The sequence below is a fragment of the Synechococcus sp. R5-15 genome (genome assembly GCF_047462035.1).
Taxonomy (GTDB): domain Bacteria; phylum Cyanobacteriota; class Cyanobacteriia; order Thermostichales; family Thermostichaceae; genus Thermostichus.
Genome location: NZ_JANSIK010000047.1, coordinates 1 through 24,607 on the forward strand (window position 1 = coordinate 1; position 24,607 = coordinate 24,607).

Annotated in this window: 17 protein-coding genes; 8 read left to right on the forward strand and 9 right to left on the reverse strand. The window is 60.0% G+C overall.

Translation table 11 applies throughout. From position 1 onward, the window contains the following. Window positions 1–86: 86 nt before the first annotated feature. From NW839_RS04830 to NW839_RS04850, 5 genes are all read right to left on the reverse strand, one after another. On the reverse strand, window positions 87–695 hold the full coding sequence (locus NW839_RS04830) for a CPP1-like family protein (RefSeq protein WP_041436527.1): 609 nt from the start codon (window positions 693–695) through the stop codon (window positions 87–89). 59 nt (window positions 696–754) lie between these two features. Next, window positions 755–1,960 carry a cysteine desulfurase family protein gene (locus NW839_RS04835; protein ID WP_041436530.1) on the reverse strand — a complete coding sequence of 402 codons (1,206 nt, stop codon included), beginning with the start codon at window positions 1,958–1,960 and terminating at the stop codon, window positions 755–757. Between the two features lie 120 nt (window positions 1,961–2,080). Beyond that, a complete protein-coding gene (gene rodA, locus NW839_RS04840) occupies window positions 2,081–3,391 on the reverse strand; it encodes a rod shape-determining protein RodA (protein WP_414350661.1) in 1,311 nt (436 codons plus the stop codon). Between the two features lie 223 nt (window positions 3,392–3,614). Continuing rightward, window positions 3,615–8,213, reverse strand: coding sequence for an NINE protein (locus tag NW839_RS04845; protein WP_414350659.1), 4,599 nt, complete (start codon window positions 8,211–8,213; stop codon window positions 3,615–3,617). Window positions 8,214–8,367: 154 nt separating this feature from the next. After that, complete coding sequence (locus tag NW839_RS04850; protein WP_414350657.1) at window positions 8,368–9,882, reverse strand: ABC transporter ATP-binding protein; 1,515 nt, start codon at window positions 9,880–9,882, stop codon at window positions 8,368–8,370. A gap of 133 nt (window positions 9,883–10,015) precedes the next feature. On the opposite strand from NW839_RS04850, the gene NW839_RS04855 reads away from it, so the two are divergent. From NW839_RS04855 to NW839_RS04865, 3 genes are all read left to right on the forward strand, one after another. Further along, window positions 10,016–11,014, forward strand: coding sequence for a ribose-phosphate pyrophosphokinase (locus NW839_RS04855; RefSeq protein WP_011433256.1), 999 nt, complete (start codon window positions 10,016–10,018; stop codon window positions 11,012–11,014). Window positions 11,015–11,325: 311 nt separating this feature from the next. Then, window positions 11,326–14,247: a PAS domain S-box protein gene (locus NW839_RS04860; protein WP_414380492.1), complete on the forward strand. Its 2,922-nt coding sequence runs from the start codon at window positions 11,326–11,328 to the stop codon at window positions 14,245–14,247. After that, complete coding sequence (locus NW839_RS04865) at window positions 14,244–15,254, forward strand: response regulator (RefSeq protein ID WP_414350654.1); 1,011 nt, start codon at window positions 14,244–14,246, stop codon at window positions 15,252–15,254. Before NW839_RS04860 ends, NW839_RS04865 begins: the two co-directional genes overlap by 4 nt. Here the strand turns inward: NW839_RS04865 and NW839_RS04870 are convergent, their stop codons facing one another. Further along, on the reverse strand, window positions 15,255–16,421 hold the full coding sequence (locus NW839_RS04870) for a septal ring lytic transglycosylase RlpA family protein (RefSeq protein ID WP_414350652.1): 1,167 nt from the start codon (window positions 16,419–16,421) through the stop codon (window positions 15,255–15,257). Between the two features lie 144 nt (window positions 16,422–16,565). On the opposite strand from NW839_RS04870, the gene purM reads away from it, so the two are divergent. From purM to NW839_RS04895, 5 genes are all read left to right on the forward strand, one after another. Next, on the forward strand, window positions 16,566–17,630 hold the full coding sequence (gene purM, locus NW839_RS04875; protein WP_414350651.1) for a phosphoribosylformylglycinamidine cyclo-ligase: 1,065 nt from the start codon (window positions 16,566–16,568) through the stop codon (window positions 17,628–17,630). Between the two features lie 215 nt (window positions 17,631–17,845). Next, complete coding sequence (locus tag NW839_RS04880) at window positions 17,846–18,856, forward strand: ABC transporter ATP-binding protein (protein ID WP_414350650.1); 1,011 nt, start codon at window positions 17,846–17,848, stop codon at window positions 18,854–18,856. After that, window positions 18,853–19,638, forward strand: coding sequence for an ABC transporter permease (locus tag NW839_RS04885; RefSeq protein ID WP_414350648.1), 786 nt, complete (start codon window positions 18,853–18,855; stop codon window positions 19,636–19,638). The genes NW839_RS04880 and NW839_RS04885 overlap by 4 nt, the downstream gene beginning before the upstream one ends. A gap of 47 nt (window positions 19,639–19,685) precedes the next feature. Further along, window positions 19,686–21,245, forward strand: coding sequence for a GldG family protein (locus tag NW839_RS04890; RefSeq protein WP_414350646.1), 1,560 nt, complete (start codon window positions 19,686–19,688; stop codon window positions 21,243–21,245). A 14-nt stretch (window positions 21,246–21,259) separates the two neighbouring features. Beyond that, entirely contained in the window at window positions 21,260–22,720 is a 1,461-nt protein-coding gene (locus NW839_RS04895; RefSeq protein ID WP_414350645.1) for a DUF4340 domain-containing protein, read from the forward strand. A 4-nt stretch (window positions 22,721–22,724) separates the two neighbouring features. Here NW839_RS04895 and NW839_RS04900 read toward each other — a convergent pair whose 3' ends face one another. The 3 genes from NW839_RS04900 to NW839_RS04910 form a co-directional block, all read right to left on the reverse strand. Further along, the gene (locus NW839_RS04900) at window positions 22,725–23,372 is read right to left on the reverse strand and encodes a universal stress protein (protein WP_414350644.1); all 648 of its coding nucleotides are present in this window, start codon (window positions 23,370–23,372) and stop codon (window positions 22,725–22,727) included. Between the two features lie 95 nt (window positions 23,373–23,467). Next, a complete protein-coding gene (locus NW839_RS04905; protein WP_414350642.1) occupies window positions 23,468–24,172 on the reverse strand; it encodes a M14 family zinc carboxypeptidase in 705 nt (234 codons plus the stop codon). A 27-nt stretch (window positions 24,173–24,199) separates the two neighbouring features. After that, entirely contained in the window at window positions 24,200–24,598 is a 399-nt protein-coding gene (locus NW839_RS04910; protein ID WP_414332102.1) for a single-stranded DNA-binding protein, read from the reverse strand. Window positions 24,599–24,607 lie beyond the last annotated feature (9 nt).

Here is a 24,607-nt window from a genome sequence, read left to right on the forward strand (position 1 = left end):
GTTTTGACAAATTGGCCAGGAACTTCTTGAGTTTTCTCTATCTCGTCAGTGCTCTCTTTTGGCTCAAATGTAAAGATCAACACAACCTAGCGCAGAAAGCTGGTCACCAACCACATCACCGTAAACGTGATCCCCACCAACAGCGCACCAGGAGCATCGCCACCGGTGAGAGGAAGGGCAATGCCGTAGGCCAACATCAGCCCCAGGCTCAGGCCCGCCAGGGCCAAGAGAAAAGCGCGAATGAAGCGGCGCTCTTTGCGGTACAGGAAATAGATACAAGCCATCAGCCCCAAGGCCAGTTGCAGCGAGGGGTACTCATCGGGAGCCAGGATAACCCAACCCCCCAGCCCACCCAGCAGCGCCGCAGGCCAGAGGGCATCGGCGGTAGAGGGGGTATCCAACCAGCGGCTGACCCAGGGGGGATTTTGGGCAGCAGGGCGAGGCAAACTCAGCTCCGGCTCAGGATGGGCAGCCCGTTGTTCGGCGTAGCGAATGCGATCGGGAACGGCGATTTTGCCCTCTTTGCGCAGGCGCAGGCGCTGCATCAGGATGGCATCGTAGGCTTGCTCCACCCGCTCTTGCTGCTGTTCATCGGCGCCCAAGCTGGCCAGGAGCCGAGCCCGCGCCGATTGAATCTCTTCAAAAGAGGCTTCTTCGCTAATTCCCAACACCTGATACGGACTCATCTCAGCCATAGCGACCAGCCCTGTAACTCTTTATCACCTTAACCCAGCCTGCCCGACCTTCGATCCGGCTACGTGACGGGGATCGACAACGGGGATTGAGTTGCCGCATTCCCCAAGGCTACGGATTTGGAGATGGAGGCAAGCTCCGTTTGTAGACATCGGGCCACATACTCAACCGCAGCGTAGGTGGTGGCTTTGCCAAGGCTAAGGCGAATGGATCCCAGCGCCTCGGCTTCTGAGTGGCCCATGGCCAAAAGGATGCGGCTGGGGATCAGTTGGCCGCTGCTACAGGCGGAGCCGGCGCTAATGGCGATCCCCTGGCGGCTCAGAGCCCTGACCAGCACATTCCCCGGGATCCCTGCGGCGCAGTAGCTGAGGTGGTGGGGCAGGCGCTGCTCCAAACGGACGGGGCCGGTCAGCCGCAAACCGGGCACCTCCGCTAGCAACTGGGCCAAATGCCGTTGCAATTGCCGCAGGCGGGCCGTTTCTTGAGATAGCTCTTGGGCCGCCAAAGCTGCCGCCACTCCCAAGCCGACAATGCCCGGGATCCCTTGGGTGCCAGCCCGCAGCCGCCGTTCTTGCCCACCCCCCCGCAGCAGCGGTCGCAGCTCCACCCCTGGGCGCACGTACAGCGCCCCCACCCCCTGGGGCCCGTAGAGTTTATGCCCGGAAAGGGAGAGCAGATCCACCGGCAGTTGCGCCAGATCCAGCGGGATCCGCCCCACCGTCTGCACAGCGTCGGTGTGGAAGAGCACCCCCGCCTGGCGACAGATCTGACCCAGCTCTGCAATGGGCTGCAGGGATCCCACCTCATTTTGGCCGTGGACGATGGAGACCAAAACGGTATTGGGTTGCAGCGCCTGGATCAAAGTCTGGGGATCCACCTGGCCGGCGGCGTTCACCAGCAGACGGGTGACCTGCCAGCCTTGGGACTGCAACTGGCGGGCAGCATTCTCCACCGAGGCGTGCTCGACGCTGGAGATGATGAGATGTTGGGGAGTAGAGTAGCGCTGGGCCACCCCAAACAGGGCCAGGTTGTTGGACTCCGTCCCGCCTGAGGTAAACAGCAGCGCCTCCGGCTCACAGTTAAGCAGCTCGGCCACCTGCTGCCGCGCCCGCTCCATGGCCATGGCGGCCCGTTCTCCCCACCCGTGCAAGCTGGAGGGGTTGCCCCAGCTTTCCTGCATCGCCATCTGCATGGCCTCGATCACCTCAGGCCGAGGCGGAGTGGTGGCGCTGTGGTCAAAGTAGAGGGCAGGATCCAAACGCAACATGCCAGCTCGACCAGCCGGGGCTCCGTGTTCCTATCTTAAGATCCTTGGCCAGTGTTGCCCAACGCTGGCAGCAGCTTCCCCTTGTTGAGGCCAAACCCGCTGGAGGCAAATTGAGCCTGCCTACTTGAAAAGACTAGTACGCTGGCGGTGCATCACCACCGATTCCACCAAGCCAATGGCCAGAAAATTGGTCAGTAGAGCCGAGCGGCCATAACTTAGAAAAGGCAAAGGCAAGCCGGTAATCGGGGCCAGGCCGATGGTCATGCTGATGTTCACCACCGCCTGAAAGAGGATCATCGCCAGCACCCCAATGGCAATCAGGGATCCAAAATTGTCCTTGGCCCCTTGGGCAATCCAGATCAGCCGCGCACACAGGATCCAAAACAGGATCAGCACCGTCAGGGTGCCGATAAAACCCATCTCTTCCCCAATGGCCGAGAAAATAAAATCCGTGTGCTGTTCGGGGATGAAGTCCAGCTGGGTTTGGGTGCCCTGCTGGATACCGCGGCCCCAGAGGCCGCCGGCTCCGATGGCAATGCGGGATTGAATGAGGTGATAGCCGGCTCCCCAGGGCTCTTGCATGGGATCGATAAAAATCTCCAGCCGCCGCCGCTGATAGGGCTTGAGAAGGTGCCAAGCTAGCTGACCCAACTGTCCCGAGAGCAGGTTGATTACCCCAAAAGTTACGGCCCCCGTCCACTGCCAGGGGAGACGCCAAGCAGCCAACCCCGCCATTCCCAGACACCAGAGCAGCCAAACCCAAAGCATCCAGCTCAGCTCTGGGCGAGTGTGTAAGCCATAGAGAATGGCTCCCACCCCCGGCGACAGGAGCAAGAGGATCCAACTGCCCTTGGCTCCGGCCCAGTAGAGCATGACCAGGACAATCACCACAAACACCAGGGCAGTGCCCAGGTTGGGCTGCAGGAAAATCAAGATCCAGGGAGGAGCAATGACGGCAACGGCCACCCAAATCTGGCTGAAGTACTTGATCGGCCAGTGGTGCAGGAGAGCAGCCAGGGTAACAATTACCCCCAGCTTGGCAAACTCAGAAGGCTGCACCTGAAAGCCAGCGATGGAGAGCCAGCGCTCCGCCCCTCCCCCCGCCGTGCCGAAAAAGAGCACTGCAATTAAACTCGCCAAGGTCAGGAAGTAGGTGAACCAGTGCCAGCGCAAAAGCCGCTCATACGGGATCCGGGCTACCATTCCCAAAAACACCAGGCTGATCCCGGCCATGATCAACTGCTGCAGCCAATAGTGGCTGATGGGACGCTCCCAGACTGCGCTGCGGATGGCAAGAATGCCGATGCCTGTCAAGGCCAGCACCGTGGCCAGCAACATGCCATCGAACTCGCGCCAAGGAGCCAAGATCTGCCGCAGAAGCTTTTTCCACCTAGGCTGAGAAGACACCTTTGGGTCAACGTTGCCCAGCAATAGACCCCATCCTCCAAAGCAAGGCCAGCCTCAGTTTGACATACCCCCTGCCCTACCGACTTGTTTTCTCATCACTCGCGTTGAGTGTCGATTCCTCGTCGATCCATTTTCTGGCGTGTGCGCCTCCTCTGATAGGGCCTCAGTAGTGCTCCGCACCGCTGTCGCGAACAGGTCAGCCCTCCTCAAGTTGATCCTGCTCAGATTGGCTGGACTCAGGATTCTTTCATTCCCAGCTCTGCAGTTGCCCTAGCCAAGCGGAGAGGCGGGATCCCACCTCTTCTCGACGCCCTTCAAGATTGGCTGCCGTCCAAATCAGAAGCAGGCCCAGCAGGATCCCAGTGGCCCAGAACAGCAGCGAATAAGCTGTCACCAGTAGCCATCCCTGCCGCAGGATCCCCAGCCCAAAAGCCAGCGTGCCCACGAAGAGATAAGCTCTTACCCGCAAGGCCAAGCCCAGCAGACCCAAAGCTAAGCCCAGCCCCACCGGCCAAAATCCCGCCCACAGTTGCCCGTGGGTTTCCACCATCACCACCAGCAGCCATGTGCCCAAGGAAACCAGCCGCAGCCAATGTCGCCCCTGTCGCCCGCTGGCTTCCTGTAATCCCGGATCCACCTGAGCCACATAGAGCAGGGATCCCACCAGGGGCAGGGCATAGAACGTCAGGGAAGCCCAATCCTGATGCCAGCCGTAACTCCACAGGATCCAGTTGCTCAAGAACAGGCTGACATAGCCCAGGCGCACTTGGGATCTCCAGATAGCCAGCAGGGCATAGTAGGTTGCCCCCAGCAGCAGATTAAGGGTGTTATTTCCTCCCGCGGTTACCAGAAAAGCGGCCAGGGGCAGCACCAAGGCTGTATTCTGCCAAGGAGCCGCCGGCCAGCCCCACCGTCGCCAGGGCAAGCCATGGTAAACCAGCCCCAGCCCACAGAGCAGGGATCCGGCCCATCGCGCTATGGATAGCTGCGGCAGCCCCAGGAACACACCGCCCAGCAGAACCCCAGCTCCTTGCCATGCACTGAGGTAACCCCAGACCGTTGGCACCCAATTTTGCTCTGTTGGAGATTCTAGAGTTGAGGTTCTCGCCTGTCCGGCGGCATAGGCCACCAGGCCGGATCCCGTCAGCACCCAGAGGAGCTGTCCCCAACGGCTGAGGCGAGGATCGAAAAGGGCAGACCAGAGGACAAGGCTGGCCAGAGCCCAGTTGGCCAAGGCCATCCAGCGCAACCCAGCTCTTTTAAGCTGCAGGGTCGCCGCCAGCCAAGGGGGACAAAAGCCGTAGCCCCAGGCCAAGCTCAGCCCTAACAGAGCGATCAACACCAACCCATTTGCCAGGGATCCCCCAGTTCGCTGGCTGAGGAAGTAAACCCAGCTCTCGTAGGCGGCCACAGACACGCCCCAAGCGCCCAGGAGCCCTTTCCAGTTGGCAGGACGGAGGTCTTCCCGGCCTTGCTCTTGCGCCCGTTGGACCGCCTGTCGACGCCCCAGGCCCAGCAACACGATGGAGAGACCTAAGCTGCCCAAGCCCGTTACCTCACTCCACTGGGCATGGGATCCCAGCCAGCCCAAGCCGGCATAGATCAGCGGCGCTGTCCCCCAGCAACTCAGAGCCTTGACCCGCTGCAGGAGTTGTCCCCCTGAGGACTCCGTCCCACCAGCGCGATCGGGCCGCTCAAAGAGGAGTTTCTCCGGCCCAATCCAAAAGAGGATCCCCAGGCTCAGATTGATGACGGCAAGCAGAGGGGCAACAGGACGGGATCCCTGCACAGCCCACAACACGCCGCTTGCCGCCAGTAGCTCCAAAGCCCAGCCCAGCCCGTACAACAACCCATCCATCTGACCCTTGATCTGGCCAGATGAAAGGGCTTGGGCAATTTCAGGGGCATCCCCTGTCGGAGAGGACTCCGTCCCGCTAGCGCTAGGGGGGAGGGTCGGAGAGGATCCCGTCTCGGCAATGGGAGCAGAGAAGACCGGAGCAACCTCTACCCAAAGTCGGAGACCAATGGCCAGCCAGGTAACCCCAGAGGCCAGCGGTATGGCTGCCGAGAAAGCAGGGGGCGAGGAAGGGGTGAAGAGGGCCGCCGCGGTGGGCAACGTTAGGGAGAGCAAGAGCACCAACCCCAAGGGTATACCCCAGCCATCCAGGGCTGGCCGGTAAGCGGCTTGCAGGCGAGAAGAGAGGTGCCGGATGCCGTAGCGACAGCCGCTCAAGAGCAACAGCAGCGCTGCCAAGACCAGCAGCCATTCCGCTTCCGTAAGTGTCGGCAAGAGCCGGCTGATCCCCACCAGGCCGAACCCTGAGCCGAAGGCCACCGCCAGCAGGGCTTCCCCCTCTGCTCCAGGAGTAGGGGAACTTGGCAAGGGACAAGCCCATAGCCACACCTGGGTAGCTAGCAGCAGCAACCCCAGCCCTAGCCCGAGCAGATCCGGGCCCGGCCTGCCCAAGGTGAGCAACTGCGCCATCACCAGCGAGAGCACGGCCCAAAGACGCAGGGATCCCCGCACTGGGATCCCCTGCCGCCAGGAAAGGGATCCCAATGCCCCTTGCTCTGGGCTCTGCAGCCAGCGGGGCATGAACTCCAGGGGGGGCAGGGCCAATACCTGAGCTGCCGTTAAAGCAAGAGGCACCAGCAGCCACAGCCAGCCCATGGATTGTTCACCAGTCGCAGACGAATCAAGGAACCGTTGCAGCAAAAACGCCAAGTAGCTGGATCCCACCAGCACCAGCCCTATGCCATCTGCACTTCGCTGCCACAGCTCCGCAGGCACTCCCCAAAAAAAGCGCTCTGACCCACCCAGAGCTACCCGCCCTGCCCATTGCAATAGGCCCACCAGCAGCAGAACCACTCCCCAACTGGACAGGCTCAAGTCAGACAAGAGCCAGCGGATCCCGGCCAGCAGCGCCCCCAGCCCGTAGGCATGGGTGAGAAATACCCAGCGGGGATCGAGGAGCTCAGCTCTCTTGGACTTCTGCCGCAGCCACCAGGTCAGGATGCCAGTACTCAAAAGCAAATGCCAGAAGCGAATGGCCGGATGGGGAAGGCTCAAAAGCAGCAGGGATCCGCCCAACCCCAGCACCAAGCACTCTGTCGGTTCTACCAGCCTAGAAAAGCCTGTCTCACCGGCTTCTGGACCGCTCCTCTGCCAGCGGGCCGCCAACCCCAGCCACAGCACCTCGTAGGGCAGCAGCGCCAACCCCAGCAAGCCCCAAGGGGAATCAAGGGGCTGAAACCAGTTGGTTACTGTAGCTACAACCTCTTGCCGCCAGCTTGCTGGCCACACCTGCCAAAAAGCCCAGCAAGTTTCCAGGCCCAGCAAGAACAGCAACGTCAAATGCACCCTAAGGACTTCGTCCCGCTGGGGCGACTGGGTGTGTCGGCGCAAGCGCCCGATTAAGACATGGATCCCCAGCAGGCTAATGCCCGGCAACTGCCAGCCGCTGAAAGGGCTCTCCGCCAAGCCAATGGCAGCCAGCAGCCAGCCCACCACCAACAGCACCCAGCTCCCCTCCCACCAGCGGGAGAGCGTCCCCTCCTGAGCGCCTTCTGCTACGACGTCCGGGGATCCCTGGGGCCATTCCGCTGCTAGCCAACCCAACAGGGCCACCGCCAACCCCAACTGCGGCACTTGGACATGCCCAGACAGCAGCCCCCGTAGGATTAACAGGGATCCGGCAGCCCCGATTAGCCAGATCTTGGAGCCCCGTAATTCCCGAGACCGGCGGCTCCAGGTGTAAATCACGGTGCTGAGGATCCCCAGATACAGGATCCCCAGGACAAAAGCAGGGCGAAGCTCCTGCGGCCCCAAGCTCCAGAAAGCGTGCAAGCCAGAGAGGGCCAAAAAGTTCACCAAGGTTCCGTAAAAGGCATTGGGCTCCACACCGCTGTCGCGAAAGCCGGCACCTGAACCCAGCGAGCGCACCCGACCCTCAGCCGTCAACGGGATCCCCAGCAGCAAGCCCAGCGCCAGGATGCGGATCCCCCAAAGGATCCCCAGCCCATCCAGGGCCCACACGTTCACCGGCACCAGCAGCAGGGCAATAGCCTCCAAGGTTTGACCGGTTAGACGCAGCCCTTCCTGCCGTTGGATCCATCCAGCACCTACCCCAAAAGCCGCCGTATAGGCCAAGAGCACCCCATACTGAGCAGTTGGAGAAAATTGCTCCCAGTGGCTGGCCGCCAGCACCCCCGAGGACACCACCACCAAAAACAGGCCCAGCAGCAACAGCCAAGCCACGCTCAGCTCGGACAGCAAGTTCCGCAGCAAAACAGCCAGCGCCGGGGTAGGGGGGGGCAAGGACTCCGTCCGAGTAGCGCGAGTGGATTGAGGGGCAGCTTGGGGCTCTTCTCCCCCCTCGACCGCAGGTTCCTCAACCCCAGATCCGGCCAGGCGAGCATTTCTTTCTCGCACCATCCCCGGGATCCAAATCAAATCCAGGAGCTGACCGATCCCCAGCAGCCCAAAGGTCAACAGCCAGAGCAAACCCGTCCGCCAGCGGCCCAGATAAAAACGGTGCAGGCCACAGATGCCAAACAAACCCAAAATCCAGAGCACGTAGGCCGAGCCAAGACGAGCCGGGATCTCGTCGCTGGGGGAAACTGCCGCTGACCTTGGTTCCTCCCCCTCTAGCCGATACTGCTCCACCAGCAAGCGAAAGTGCTCTGGAGTCAGCAAGCTCAGCTCCAGCCAGGCCCGCAAACCCTGCAAGACTTGCTGCCGGGATCCCCGAACGGTGAGCTCCAAAAGGACTTGCTCCGAGGAGGGCGAGCGGTCAGATTGCGGCTCCTCTGCTCCTGGAGGCAAGAGGCGATCCTGGGATCCCATGGCCAGATTCCTTGAGCAAAAGGCTTGGGGCTACTGCTACTCTAAGCCTTGCTCTAGCCGGTTGCCATGCCGTTCTCAAATCCTTCTCCTGCTGCGGCAAAGCGAAAGAGCTACGCACCGCTGACGCGACCGCTAGAGGGCTTCGATTAGCCCTCTAAACCTCAGTCGGGATCCCTGGAATCTCGCTGCTGTTGGTGACGGGGAGTGTCATCATCTGCCCCAGCCGCGAAACGGTGAGCTCCGCCGCCGGAATGGGTTCCGAGACCTGTCCGCCGCTGAACACCATCACTCGGTCGCTGTACTGCAGGATCTCGTCCAAATCCGCCGAGGCAAAAAGAATAGCCGTACCCGCTTGGGTGCGTTCTAGCAATTGCCCCCAGACCCACAGCGCCGACTCAATGTCCAACCCTCGCGTTGGGTGCTCCATCAGCAAAAGACTCAGGGGTGTGGGCAAGAGAGCCAACTGACTGCGCTGTTGGTTGCCCCCCGAGAGTTGCTCCACCCGGCTGTAGGGGTGACCCCGAATGCTGAAGTGTTCGATGGCCGCTTGGGTCTGCTGACGGGCCAGAGCCCAGTTGATCCAGGGATCCTGCTGCTGGAGGGCAAAATGCTCCTGCAAGGTTAAGCCGGGGATCAGCCCTTCCCGCAGCCGATCCGCCGGAGAAAACCCCACCCCACAGCGCAGATAGTCGCCGTAAGGACGGCCTGTCATCTCCTGCCCCCCCAACAGAATCCGGCCACGCCTGGGCGGCAACAACCCTGCACAGGTGAGCAGGAAAGAGCGTTGCCCACTGCCTTCCAAACCGGCCAACCCAATCACTTCCCCCGGCTGCACCGCCAGATCTGGCAAAGCCAAGGCAAACGGCTCATGCCGCACCACCAGGGAGCGCAACTCCAACAGGGGATCCGCCCTCCTTTGCGGAGAATGGGGCCGAGCCGGGGGTGTCAACTCCCGCCCGAACATCCAATCGATCAACCGCTGTTCCAGCAGGGCAATGTCCTCACCTCTAACAGGCAGCTCCCCCACCACCTCCCCCTGCCGCATCACCGTCACCCGATCGCAAAGGCACTCCACATCGGCCAGCTTGTGGGAGACGAAGATCACCGATTTGCCCTGCTCCGCCAACCTTCTCAGAGCCGCGAACAGAAGATCTTTTTGCGCTGCAGAAATGCCCGTCGTTGGCTCATCCAAAATCAAGGTGTTGATCCCCAGGGAAAGCAACCGCAGCATTTCCAGTTGTTGCCGTTCCCCCACCGTCAAGCTGCCGATGGCTCCATCGGGGTTGAGGTTGAAACCAAACTCTTCACAGGCTTTCTCAAGACGTTTCCGGCTTTCTCGCAGCCCCAAACCCAAGCGCCCCCGCTGCCCGGCAATAAAGTTTTCCAGCACCGTCAGAGAAGGAAAATCCAAGGGATCCTGGTGCAACATGCCAATGCCCAGACGAATGGCCGCTGCAGGGCTGTTGATGCGAACCGGTCGCCCATCGATCCAAATCTCCCCCTGATCGCAGCGCAGAAAGCCGCTCAGGATTTTGACCAAGGTACTTTTGCCGGCCCCGTTTTCCCCAAGCAGGCCGTGGATCGTGCCCGCCTCCACCCGCAAGGACACATCGCGGTTCGCCTGTACCGCCCCAAAACGCTTGTGGATGTGCAGCAGCTCGACCTTCATCTTGACTATGGTAACTTGCTCCCCCCAAACTCAAAATCCGGAAGAATACACTTGCTGAGGTTGCAAGCGCCAGTGCTACGATAGCGGCAGCTCGCCGTTAGGCGTTGGCTACGGACGAGTTCAGCATCGATCTGTGGTTCGCCCTGCACCCCTTCTTCGCCCTTCTCCCCTGCCACCCATCTCGGATAGCAACCGCCTCAAAATCTTCTCAGGCAGCGCCAACCCGGCTCTGGCTCAGGAGGTGGCGCGTTACTTGGGCATGGATCTGGGCCCGATGTTGCGCAAGCGCTTTGCCGATGGCGAGCTGTACATCCAAATCCAAGAGTCGATCCGGGGTGCCGATGTCTACTTGGTGCAGCCCACTTGCCGCCCCGTCAACGACCACCTAATGGAACTGCTGGTCATTATTGACGCCTGTCGCCGTGCCTCTGCCCGGCAGATCACCGCCGTCTTGCCTTACTACGGCTACGCTCGTGCCGACCGCAAAACGGCAGGCCGAGAAGCGATCACCGCCAAGCTGGTGGCCAACATGATTACCCAGGCGGGAGCTCACCGCGTGCTGGCTATGGATCTGCACTCGGCCCAGATTCAAGGCTACTTCGACATTCCCCTCGACCACGTCTACGCCCAGCCGGTATTACAGGCTTACCTCAAGGAAAAGGGCTTGCTCGACGAAGACATTGTGGTCGTCTCTCCCGATGTGGGGGGTGTGGCTCGTGCCCGTGCCTTTGCCAAAAAACTCAAGGAAGCCCCTCTGGCAATCATTGACAAGCGCCGCCAAGCCCACAACGATGTGGAAGTCATGAATCTGATTGGGGATGTGCGGGGGAAAACTGCCATCCTTGTGGATGACATGATCGATACCGCAGGCACCATCTCGGAAGGGGCAAAATTGCTGCGCAAGCTGGGAGCCAAAGCGGTTTATGCCTGCGCCATTCATCCTGTTTTTTCTGAGCCGGCCATTCAACGCCTGCGGGGTGGTCTATTTGAAGAGGTGATCGTCACCAACACCATCCCTATCCCTCCAGAGCAGCACTTTCCCGAGTTAACCGTTCTCTCGGTAGCCAATGTGCTGGGGGAAGCGATCTGGCGCATCCATGAAGATAGCTCCGTCAGCAGCATGTTTCACTAAAGTAAGTTTCAAAGTAAGTTTCTCCAGAGTATCGCTAGAGTAGAGTGGGTGCAGAATGGGTGCGCCTGCTCCTTTTCCCTGTGGAGATCAGCCCAACCAGGCACCCCCGATCTGTCGTGATGGACTGGGTTGAGCCAGCTCCTCGGCCAGGTTTTCCCATGTCACCTCCCATTTCTCGCTCGCCAAGATCCGTTGTGCACGGTTTTGCTTTCCCGCGGACTGCTCCCAGGGAAGGGCAGTCCCTTCGAACTGAACCGGATACTGAGTCCGCTTCGGCGCTGTACCCGCTGTTGCAATTGTTGGGTCAACTGTTGAAAGTACCTTTGGTCTATCTAGAACTGGCCCAGCCGGGATCCGATCCCCACTCGCCTTCAAAAGGGATCCTCTACCGGGATCCGCAAGGGATCCCAGCCGGAGAACCTTTCAACCCCGATGTCGGCTCTGAGCAATGGCCTTTTCATGAATCCTTCCTCTTGCAGACTGAGCAGGGGATCCGGTTGGCCGATCTGCACCTGCTTGACTGCCATCCTCGCCAACTGAGTTCCTTTGAACGGGAACAGATTGACCTCGTTGCCCTCAGCCTGAAGCACATTCTTCTCCAAGCCCAGGAGCATCGGCAAACCCTCGAGCAGCTCCAATCCCAACTGCAGGACAGCCGCAGCACTGCTGCCCGCTACCAGCAGATCTTCGAGAACGCCGTCGAAGGCATTTTTCAAACCACCCTAGAGGGCAAATATCTGGTTGCCAACCCGGCCTTGGCCCATATTTTCGGCTACGAATCCCCTGAGGATTTGATGCACAACGTCTCCGATATTGGCACCCAAATCTATAGCGATCCGGAGCAACGAGCCGAATTCATCCAGCGCATGCTGAGAGAAGGTCAAGTTGTGAATTTTGAACACCAAGTCTGCTGCAAAGATGGCAGGCTAATTTGGATTTCTTTAAATGCCCGTACCATCTACAACGACCAAGGGGATCCCCTCTATTTTGAAGGATTTGTTACTGACATCACAGCATCCCGTCAACTGAAAGAACGACAACAACAATTGGAAGAGGCTCGCCGAGAGAGCGAGCATCGTTTTCTGCAACTGGCAGAGAATACGCAACAACTGTTTTGGATCACAACACTCTACAGCAAAGAGCTGATCTACGTCAGCCCAGCCTGCGAAGCCCTTTGGGGCCTTTCCGCCGAAGAGGCTTACGCCAACCCCCGAGCCTGGATGCGCCAAATCCACCCCGACGACCGCTGGTTGTTCCCCACCATCCTCAAAGCCCAATCGGAGGGCAAATCCACCGATGTTGTCTTCCGCATTTATCACACTGATGGCCGCCTGATTTGGCTGCGGGAACGCACCTTTCCCATCGCCGACAAAGAGGGCAAAATCTATCGGGTGGCAGGGATCGTCGAAGACATCACTGAGTCCAAGCAACTGGAAGCCGAACGGCGTCGTATAGAGCAAGCCTGGCAACAAAGCGCCAACCATTTTCGGCAGATTTTTGAGCTGGCCCCCAATGGAATTGCCCTTGTGGACTTGCAGGGGCGATTTATCCAGGTCAACGATGCCTTTGCCCAGATTGTCGGCTACACCCCCGAAGAATTGAAGCATCGGCAACAACTGGACATTCTCCACCCCGAAGATGTCAACCCACTGCTGGAGGCCAATGAGGCTTTGCTGGCAGGGAAGGTCTCTGTCAGCCAGCGCCAGATTCGCTACACCCACCGTTCCGGCCAGGTTGTTCATGTGCTGTTTCAGGCCACCCTGCTCACCGACGAGGAAGGACAGCCCACCCAGTTTCTCAACCAGGTGATCGACATCAGCGCCCGCGTGGAGGCAGAAATTGCCCTCAAAGAAAGTGAAGAACGCTTCCGCCAATCCTTTGAATGGGCCCCCATTGCCAAGGCCATGACCCACGTGGATGGCACCTATTTGCAAATCAACGCCGCTTTTACCGAAACCCTGGGCTACACCTTGGAGGATCTCAAAGGGAAAACCGTCCTCGACATCACCCATCCCGACGACATCGCCACCACTCTGGAAAACAGCAACCGCCTGCTGGCCGGCCAGGTGCATCAGTGCGAACAGGAACAACGCTACATCCACAAGAACGGCCAAATAGTCTATGCCATTCTTCGCATCACCCTGGTGCGCACGGCCCAAGGGGATCCCAGCTACTTTCTAAGCCAGATTTTGGACATTACCGAGCGCAAGCAAGCCGAGGCAGCCCTTCGCCAAAGTGAGCTGAGTTTACGGGGCATCTTCCAGCAGTCAGCCCTGGGCATTTCCATCGTCGATCATCGGGGCCATTACCTAAAAGTGAACCCCGCTCTGGAAGAGATCTTGGGCTATAGCGCTGCCGAACTGACCCACATGAGCTTCTGCGACCTCACCCATCCCGAGGACATTCAGGAAGATTGGCGCCTTTTCCAGGAGGTTTTGAACGGCCAACGGGATCGCTACCACCTGGAAAAACGCTACATCCACCGCAGCGGAAAGGTGGTTTGGTGCCGCCTGGCAGTCTCTGCAGTCCGGGATCCCGAGGGCAAAAACCTCTTCATCATCGGCATTTGCGAAGACATTACCGAAGAAAAACGGGCAAAGCTGCAGATCCAAGCTGCCCTTCAGGAAAAAGAAGTCCTGCTGCGGGAGATTCACCACCGCGTCAAAAACAACCTGCAAATCATCTCCAGCCTGCTGCGGCTCCAAGCTGACCAAATCAAAAGCCGCAAGTACGCCCGCGTTTTTAAGGATGCCGGCAGCCGTATTCAAGCCATGTCTTTGATCCACGAAGGTTTGTACCAATCCAACAATCTGGCCGCTGTGGATCTCAAGCAGTACCTACACAATTTGATCTCCAACCTCTTTCACTCTTACGGGGTAAACCCCGAGAGCATTCGCGCCAACATCCGCGCCGAAGGGATCCGCCTCAACCTGGACGATGCGGTCTTGTGTGGCCTGATCATCAACGAGTTGGTGACCAACAGCCTCAAGTATGCCTTCCCGAAGGGCCGCAGCGGGGAGATAGAGATTCATTTCAGCCAAACCCGCAAATATACTCAGTTGCGAGTCTCCGACAATGGCATTGGCTTGCCCCCGAACTTTGACTTCAAGGAAACTCAATCTCTGGGTTTACAACTGGTTGCAACCCTCACCGATCAGCTACAGGGCAAGATACAATTGAGGAGCAAACCGGGTACCACCTTCATCATTACCTTTCTGAGGAGCGAGCCTTGAAGAGAGTTCCACCCCTTGTCAAAGGCAGTATCCTGGTCGTCGAGGACGAGAAGATCATCGCCAAGGACATTGCCAACGTTCTGAAAAAATTCGGCTACGCTGTGCCCGCCATTGCTTCTTCCGGGGAAGAAGCGATCCGAAGGCTGGAAGAGATGCCGGTGGACTTGGTCTTGATGGATATCGTCCTAAAAGGCGATATCGATGGTATAGAAGCCGCCAAGCGGATTACCGAGCGCTTCAACATTCCGGTGGTGCATCTGACGGCCTACGCCGATGAGGACACGCTCTCCCGCGTCAAAGAGACCCGACCCTTTGGCTACATCATCAAGCCTTTCAAAGAGCGGGAACTCTACACCACCATTGAAATTGCCCTGCACAACCACCGCCAGAGCCTTGAGAACCGCAAGCTGGAAGAGAAAAGAATCGAGGAGCTGCGGCAAAAACTGCAGCAGTTGCAGCAGTTCACGGACGTGAAGGGCACTCTGTTCAAGAAATTCTTGCAGGATCTGAGCGAGCCCCTCTCGAACCTCAGCTTTGCCTTGGGTCTGCTCAAGGATGCCGAGTCGGAGCAGAAGCGGGAGCACTATCTGCAGGTGCTGGAGGATGAGTTTCGCCGTGAGCTGGAGCTGATCCACCAAACCTCTAACCTGGAAAATCTTTTAAACCTGGAAAATGTCGGCCTGTTGAGCCAGTTCAGCCTGCTGCGTCCCCAGGAGCCCAGCCGTAGTCACCGGTTGGAGGAGGAAGCGCCCACCCCTGCAGCCACGGCCCCCCAAGAGTCGGCAGGCTCTGCCCCCACACCCAGCCCCACCGCCGTTACGGCGCCACGGGCACCGCTGCGCCCCCTCAACCAGACTCAGTTGGCGGAACGTTTGGGGGTGGTGGTTTCCGCCATTACCTATTGGAAATTCAAAACCGGGTTTCCGGAGTGGAGCCGCAGCCGGGATCCCGAGGGCATTTCTTGGCGCTATTCCCCCGATTCCAAGCGCTTTTCACCCGTGCCCTAGCTAGCGTTGCACCACTTCCACCCGCACAGGCGCCAGCCCTGAGCGCACCATCCCCAACACCTCTGCCGCCCGCAGGGAAAGGTCGATGATCCGACCGGGAATAAAAGGGCCGCGATCGTTGATGCGCACCACGGCCTGGCGGCCATTTTTCAGGTTGGTCACCCGTACCTCGGTGCCAAAGGGCAGGGTGGGGTGGGCAGCCGTCATCTCATGGCGGGTTGGGTGCAGGTCATACCAAGAAGCAATGCCCTCTTGCACAGGCCCAACCACGCGGACAGGGGCGGGTTCCTGTTGAGGGGCTGTTTTCGGCTTGGAACCTGCAACAGCGGCTTTGGCGGTCAGAGCAGCCGGCTGGGGCAGGGCCGGAGCTGCAATGGGCGGGGCATCGAGCAGCAGACGGCGCAGACGATTGGCGGCCAAAACAGCCACATCCACCGGGCGCTGGTTGTCGATCAACAGCACTCCATCGTCGATGCGCAGCAATTCCTTGTTGTTGACCTGAATGGTGTAGAGAGGAACACCCAAGCCTTGTTCGGCCAATTCCAAACCTGCCCAACCTAAGGTGATGGTGGTGTCTTTCAGGGATCCCTGGGCCATTTGGTTGAGCTGGGCCACAAGGGTGCTGGCCCGCATCAGCGGTGGTTCTAGCCCAGGGTGCTCGACAAAACTGACAATGGGCAGATCCCGCACATAGACAGTAACCACCTGTTGCCCGTCCATCTGATAGTCGTAGAGGGTGGAGATGGGCTGGTTGGTGTGCTGCTGTTGTTCGCCGATCTTGAGAATGGGTTCTTCTGCTCGACGGGGCAGGATCGCCTGGCGAGATCGGTTCAAGGGATGATCCAAGTTCAGGGTACCCAGTTTGGCAGGGGCAAGACCTTTGTGGTCGGAGATAGAGGTTTGGGGAATTCTCGGCAGCGTTCTGACTGGGGCTGCGGCAGCAGGGAGGGGTTGGGAAGGGGTGGCCGGGGGGGGCAATTTGGATGCAGGTGACAGCTCCGCTGCTCGGGTGCTCAGGGATCCGGTTCGCGTCGAGGCTTGTGCTCGCGAAGTCAAGCCGCCCAACATGCCTACCGGCAAGCCCAAAGCCGTGACACAGAGACAGCTGACCAAGCCCATTTTGCGGGCGGGATCCAGTCCCTGTCCAAGCTGTTTCCAATTTCGCATGAGGCCGCGCTCCTCTCCAATCTCGTACAACTTCCAGTGCGACGGTTAAAACAGAAGTTAATGTACCATAGGTTTCTGAGTTGACCCGTTTGTACGGTCGGACACAGGAGCTCAAGTCTTGATAGCATAAGGGGTTTTGGCATTTTGGACTACCGCTCAGCAGGGGTTGACATCGATCTGGGCCAGGCCTTTGTCAGGGGGATCCGCGAGCGCGTTGAACGGATTCAAATTCCGTCCTCAGGTTCTTCAGGAACCTTGGGCGGCATCGGCGGCTTTGCCGGTCTGTTTGAGCTGCCGACGGGGTATCAAGCGCCGGTGTTGGTGGCGGGCACCGATGGGGTGGGGACAAAGCTGGACATTGCCCAGCAGTGGGGTCAGCACCGGGGGGTAGGTGTTGATCTGGTGGCGATGTGCGTCAACGACGTGCTGACGGTGGGGGCCCGGCCGCTGTTTTTCTTGGACTATGTGGCCACCGGCAAACTGGAGCCGGAAGCCCTGTTGCAGGTGATCGACGGCATCTTGGCGGGCTGCCAGGAGGCGGGCTGCCAACTGCTGGGGGGGGAAACGGCGGAGATGCCGGGGTTCTATCCCCCTGGGAAATACGACCTGGCCGGGTTTTGTGTCGGAATTGTGGAGAAGGCGGCCATTCTGGATGGGTCGCGGGTACAGCTTGGGGATCGGCTGTTGGCTTTGCCCAGCAGCGGCCTGCACAGCAACGGCTACAGCTTGGTGCGGCGGATTGTGGCCGACCGGGGTTGGCGCTGGGATCACCGGCCTCCCGGCTGGGATCGGCCTTTGGCGGAAGTATTCCTCACCCCCACCCGCATCTACGTGCAGGCGGTGCAGCGGCTGCAGGCAGCAGGGATCGCCATCCACGGCATGGCCCACATCACTGGCGGCGGGATCCCGGAAAACTTGCCCCGCTGTTTGGCCCCCAACCAGGCGGCGCGGCTGCAGCCCCATAGCTGGCCCATCCCACAGGAGTTTCTCTGGCTCCAAGAACAGGGCCAGGTGGAGACCTTGGAGATGTTCCGCACCTTCAACCTGGGGGTGGGCTATGTGCTGGTGATCCCCCCTGAGGCGGAAAATCAGGTGAGATCCCTGCTCCCCGAAGCCTTCCCCATTGGGGAGGTGGTGGCGGCCTGTCCAGGGGAAAGCCGCGTTCTGGGACTGGAACAGTGGGGATCCCTCACAAGCCCTGCCGACTAGCCAACCGATGGATCCCCACCAAAAGGGGGAAAGGGATCCCAGTTCCCTCGACTCATCCTCGCCGTCGCTATGCTAAGTTGGCATGTGGCCTCAGCGCTGTTGCCCGCCTTCTTGCCCGAGCCTGCTTCCCGACATTTGTCCTCTTTGGGAATAGGGGTAACTCGGCCTTGGACCGTTTGCTAATCGCTGCTGACCCTCTAGGTTAGGAGTTGCTGATGACAGGTTTACCCACTGCTCGTGCAACCGCGGGTGCCATCGAAGTTGAGCATCTGAGCAAAACCTACGGCAGCTTCACTGCCATCCGCGATGTTTCCTTCCAGGTGAACGCCGGCGAGATCATGGGTTTTTTGGGGCCGAATGGGGCTGGCAAGACCACTTCCATGCGCATTTTGGCGGGGTATCTGCCTGCCAGCGAGGGGACGGCGCGGGTGGCCGGGTTTGATGTTCACGAAAACTCGATGGCGGTGCGGCAGCGCATTGGCTATCTGCCGGAAAACCCGCCCCTCTACATGGAGATGACGGTGGAGGCGTATCTGCACTTTGTGGCGCAGATCAAGCGGGTCAGCCCCGGCGACCGATCCAGGCGGGTGGACGAGGTGATCCGGCGCTGCAGCCTAGAAGAAAAGCGCCACACCCTCATCCGCAAGCTCTCCAAGGGGTTTAAGCAGCGGGTGGGCATCGCCCAAGCTCTGGTTCACGACCCGCCGGTGATCATCCTGGATGAGCCCACCATTGGGCTGGATCCCAAGCAGATTATCGAGGTGCGCAAGCTCATCAAGAGCCTGGCGGGGGAGCACACCATCATCCTCTCCACCCACATCCTGCCCGAGGTGAGCATGACCTGCGACCGAGTGGTGATCATCAACCGCGGCCAGGTGGCGGCCATTGGCACGCCTGCCGAGCTGACAGCCCAGCTCCAGGATCGGCAGCAGGCAAAGCTGGTGGTGGGGGCAACCGAGGCAATGGCCATCCGGACGGCCCTGCAGCCTTTGCCCCAAGTGGAGGTGGTGAGCCTACAGCCCTTGGCGGCGGATCTCTCCCGCTGGCAGGTGCAGCTCAAGAGCAACGCTGCCGCGGACGGCTGGATCCCGGAGGTGGCCAGGGTGCTGGTGCAGGCAGGGATCGACCTCTACGAGATAGGCCGCCCGCAGGCTTCTTTGGAAGAGATTTTCCTGCAGCTCACTACGCAAGAGGGATCCGAGGGCCTACTGGAGGAAGCGGCATGAACGGAGCAATTGCCATTTTTCGTAAGGAATTGCGCGGCTACTTCACCTCGCCCATCGCCTATGTGGTGGCCGCGGTGTTTTGGGGACTGGCGGGGTTTTTCTTCTTTAATATTCTGGTGCGGGTGATCAGCTTTTCTCAGCAGGTGGATCTTTTCGCCCAGTTCGGCCAGGAGAACCCTTTTGACGCCGCCACCATCCTGTCGCAGCAGTTTCTCAACCTCTTGGGCACCCTCTCCTTATTTCTATTGCCCATCTTCACCATGAGCTCCTATGCCGAGGAGCGGCGGCGAGGCACGATGGAGCTGCTGGCTACTTCTCCCATCACCAACTTGGAGGTGGCCCTGGGCAAATGGTTGGCGGTCTGGGTGTTTTTCATCACGCTGCTGCTGCCGCCGCTGGTCTACCATGTGCTGGTGCTGAGCAGCGCCAACCCGGCAGTGGACTACCGCCTGACCCTGATGGGTTATGTGGGCCTAACCCTGCTGGCGGGTAGCGTTATGGCCTTGGGGTTGTTTATCTCTTCTCTGACAGACAGCACCCTCATCGCAGCAGTGGCCACCTTTGGCTTGATTTTGTTGCTCTGGGTGATCGACGCGGCAGCCGGCCAGGAGGAAAACTGGATTGCTGCAACGCTGCGGCATGTATCTTTGCTGCAGCAATACAGCAACTGGGTGCAAGGGATCCTCAGCAGCAGCAGCCTCATTCTTTTCTTGAGCATCATCGTCCTGGGGCTGTTTGCCACGGTGCAATCGGTGGAAAGCCTGCGCTGGCAACAGAGCTGAGGTCAGATGGGAGGAGTGCGGTGTTCGCGGCAGCGGTGCGGAGCATTATGAAGGACTGGCGCGCGTTAAAGGACTGGACAGGGATCCTGGGCATTGGCGTCATCGCCATTGGCCTGGTGGTGGGATCCGCCTTTACCGGTTGGACGGCTGTGCCCCTGAGCATGCTGGCAACAGGTTTGGCCCTGCTGGTGGCTTGGGGCATCACCCACCGGCAGGAGGTGGGGGTCTTCCTCGGTTTGCGTTCCACCCAGACCAACGCCAACATCCTGGTGGCGGCGGCGGCGATGGCCGTCATTCTGGTGCTGGTGAATGTGGTGGCGGTGCGCTACGACCTGCGGCTGGATCTCACTGAGGAGGGTCTGTTTACCCTCTCGCCCCAAACCCGGCAATTGGTGCAGGGATTGGCGCAACCGGTCAAAGTTTGGGTGGTCACCACGGCGCCGGATCCCAACTTGCGGGAACAACTGGAGCGCTATCGCCGCCTCAACCCCAACCGCTTCCAGTTTGAGTTTGTGGATCCCAACCGGGATCCCCTGACCATTCAGCGGCTGCAGGTGACCCAGAACAACACCCTGGTGGTGGAGGCCGGAGAAAGCCGGCAACAACTGCCTCAGCCCCCTGCCCCTGACCTGGAGAGCAGACTGACCCCTGTCTTGTCCAAAGTGGTCAACCGAGGGGAGTTAGTGGCCTATTTCGTGCAAGGGCATGGGGAAGTGGGGCTGCAAGCGAGGGAAGGCGCCCCAACTCTGGCTCAGGCGGCGGCAGCCCTGGGCCAGGAAGGCTATCGGGTAGAGCCCCTCAACTTGGTGCAAGAGGGGATCCCAGAGGATGCGAATGTCCTGGTGCTGGCGGGGCCACAGCGGGCTTTGTTCCCCGGCGAGGTGGAGAAACTGCAGGATTATCTGGCGAAAGGCGGACGGCTGCTGTTGTTGATTGGGCCGCGGGTGGATGCCGGCCTGGATCCCTTGCTGGAAGAGTGGGGCGTGGTCTTGGGGGATGACATCATCCTGGAGGCGAGCAGCATCAGCCAGCTTCTGGGGACAGGGCCGGCGGTTGCCCTGGTTACTACCTACGGGGATCACCCCATTACCGCCCCCTTGGCCGCCCAGCGGCTGATGACCCTCTTTCCCTTAGCTCGTTCGGTAGAAACCCAAGCTCGGGAAGGGATCCAAGCCACGCCCTTGCTGCGCACCGGCCCGCAAAGTTGGGGGGAGACCAGTCCTGAGCTGGAACGTGGCCCCTTGCAATTCGATCCGGATCAGGACAAGCCCGGCCCCCTCACCTTGGGTGTTGCTTTAACCCGCCGTTTGGACGCCGACCAGGCCGACACAGGATCCCCGCAGGAGGCCCGCCTGGTGGTGATCGGCAATGTCAACTTTGCCCTCAACGGCAACTTGCGGCAGCAGGGCAACCGGGATCTCTTCTTGAACACCCTCAACTGGCTGACTGAGCAAACGGAGCAGATCTCCATCCGCCCCAAATCCATCACGGATCGCCGTCTCACCCTGACCGGTCAAAACTTCCGCTGGCTGGTGCTGGGATCAACGGTCCTTTTGCCCTTGGCGGCCCTGGGTTCCGGAGCTGCCCTGTGGTGGCAAAGACGGTAGGAGGAGAGTCCAGTATGTTCAAGCGAACCACCTGGGTTCTTTTGGGTTTGGCGGTGGCCTGTCTGCTGGGCTACTTCCTCTTGGACAACATCCAGCAACTGCGTCAGGAGCAACAGGCGGAGCGAGCGCGGCTGTTCCATCTTGCCACCGATACCATTGCCCGCATTGAAATCCGCCAACAGAAAGAGGGGGAACCCGTTCGCGGCAGCGGTGCGGAGTACTTGGAAATCCTTTTGGAGCGCACTCCGGAAGAAGAGGGATCCCGCTGGCGGATTGTCAGTCCCATTCAGTCAGCGGCGCTGGACTTCCCCATTGAGCAGTTGCTCAATACCTTCTCCCGCCTCACCCCCCAAATCACTCTGGAGGGGGTCACTGACCTGGCCGCTTTTGGCCTGGATCAGCCGCGACACCAAATCGCCCTTTTCCCCAAAGAAGGGGATCCCTACCGCCTAGCCATCGGCAACGACAACTTCGATGGCTCCGGCTTCTACGCCCAGCCCGAAGGGGGACAGGTGGTGCTTCTAAGCAGTGCCCAGAAGGGATCCCTGTTGCCCTCCCTACTGGCTTTGCGGGACAAAACCTTGCTTCGGTTTGACACTGCCGAGGTGAAGGCCCTGCAAGTGCAGTTGGCAGAGGCGGAGCCGGAAGTTGTTCGCCTGCAGCGGCAAGACAATACTTGGCAGATTGTCGAGCCCAGAGAGCTGCCTGCCGATGAGATCAACGTCAACCGCTTGCTCAATACTCTGGCCCGCCTGCAGGCCGTGGAGTTCCCCGCCGAGACCCAGACGGATCTAGCCCCCTATGGCTTGGAGCAGCCTTCCGCCCGGCTGACGGTAGAGCTGGAGGAGGGCAAAACCCTGAAGGTCGCTTTGGGATCGGAGAAAGATGGCCAGGTGTACGTCATCACCTCTGAGCACCCGGCAGTAGCCACCTTGCTCACCTCCACCGCCGATATTCTCCGCTCCGACTTGGAAGAGCTGCGGGATCACCGCATTGCCCGCCTCAACGCCAACCAAGTGGGCCAAGTCACCTTAGAATCCCAAGGGGAAAAGGTCACCCTCACCCCTCGGCCTTCAGAGAAGGGATCCTTGGAGCTGCGCTGGGAAAACCCGGAGCGACCGGGCCAGCCTGTGGATCTCGGCTCTCTGTTCTCCAGCCTGAATGCTGCCCGCGCCAAGGAGTTTGTGGAACAGGCCGACGCGGAAGCCCAAAGGGTGTTGTCTGAGCCCGACCTACGGCTGACCTTTGAGCCCAAGCCTGACGCCGAGCAGGATCCCTTGGCCCTGAGCTTGGCCTCCTCTGGCTTGCGGGCCTATGTGCAAAGCAGCCGCCAGCCGGACATTGCCGTGATCGAGCTGAGCACCTTCAACAGCCTGGAAACCGAAGTGAATCGCCTCTTGGAGGGCCAGCCGGAGAGCAAGGACTCCGCCCCACTCACGCAACCGCCTTCCACCCCCTCGCCCCCGAGTTCCTAGAGCCTTAGCCAGCAGAGGTAGCTGTCTTCTCCTCCGCGGTTTGGGTTGCTTTTTTCAGGGCTTCCCCTTGTATCGTCAGCACCGAGCAGGGGGCGCGGTGCAGCACGTAGTTGCTGACGCTGCCCAGAAACAGCTCGCTCAGGCCGGAGTGGCCGCGGCGGCCCACCACCACCAAGTCCGCATCCCAAGAGCGGGCCAGATCGCAGATGACCCGACCGGGGTTGCCGTAGTTGAGGCTGTACTCAGCACGGATCCCGTGCTCAGCCGCTTTCTCCACCAGCGAGCGCAGGTAGTCGATCTGGTTTTGCTCGAAGATGGCGCATTGCTCCCGGTAGGACTGCCACAGCTCGGCGCTGATGGCGGAGCTATAGTCCACCCCCAGGATCATCGGCGGCTCTGGGGCGCCCGGCTCTTCCTGAGACAGAACATGGAGAATCATCATCTGGGCCTGCATGGCCTTGGCCACTTGGACGGCCTTTTGAAATACTCCCTGGCTCAGCTCCGACCGATCCAATGCCACCAAAATCCTGCTGAACATATCGGCTTCCTCCAGATGGCTGACAGCGGGGCACAAGGCAGAAGCAGCGTGACTTCGGGGTTGACCTCTGACCCCTTTTCCCTCGACTCCAAGCTCCCCTCTGCTCTGCCCCACCTATCTGTGTTGTAGAAGATTTGGGCGAGAAAACCCCAGATATCTTGAACGAACTAGGCAGATTGGCAACGAAAGTTCAGAGATCTTGACACCGGTCAGAAGGCATCGCCTTGGGCTGCCCACTCCAACACCGCCTGCAGCGCCTCGGCCTGCTCTTGCCAGACTTGATCGAGGGGAGTGCCCCGCAGGATTTCCAGCGTTAGGGTTGGGATCCGCCGTTCCTGCCCTGCCCAAGTGCCCAGAGAACCAGGGGTAGGGTAGCCAATGTCGGCGGTAATGGGCAAGCCGTTGCAAGCGGCCATCACCTGGGCCAGCTCAAGGGCAGGGCCGTTGTAGTTCACACAGGGGTGTGCCTGACAGGAGTGGGCAGAAAGGATAAATTGGGGCCGCATCTGGGCCAAGCCCCCCAACAACGCCTGCGTCTCGGGCTCGGAGCCTGGGGCTGCTCCGGGCGGATAGCGAGCTTCCAAAGAGGCCGGGATCCAATCTTGGGTAGGCAGATTGCGGTTGAGATCCACACCGTTGGCATTGAGACGTTGCCCCAGGGCACAGCCATCCGGGTTCAAGCGAGGGATTGCCCATAGGGTCGCTTTCCCGGCCAGGGATCCCCATCTCCCCGAGGCCACATAGCGCTCGATCAGAGTGTATCCTTCCACCTCGTCCCCGTGTACTCCGCCGATCAGCAGCAAGGAGCGGATCCCTTGGGTGAGCTGCCAAAGGTGAATGGGACGCCCCTGCACCGAGTAGCCGATGACCCGCAGGGATCTCAAAGGTTCACCCGCAGCAAGTTCCTGAGACATGGGGGATCCCGGCAAGTCTCGCAACCGTTAGAACGGGAGATCGTCCGGCTCCGGTGGGGAAACCACATCCCCCTCAGAGGATTCCACAATCGCCGGTTCGCCCATCCCCGTCAGGGAGAGAACGCGAGCGGATCCCAGCTGATGGACACGGCGCGCGGTGATCTCGGCCAGCTTTTCTTTGCGCCCATCTCGCTCCACCACATTCATGTGCAGTTGGCCTTCCACTGTGATTTGGTCGCCCACATGGCAGGTGTCCACCACCCTTTTGGCCAGTTCTCCAAAAGAGGAAACGCGCACCCGGTAGGGCGGCTCATCCGGGCGCAAGCTGGGAAAGCCAATCACCAAGGACGCAACAGCTAAGTTATCAGGGGTGTAGCGCAGCTCTGGCTCAGACAGAACCTCGCCCATCAACACAATCGAGTTCATAACGGAGCC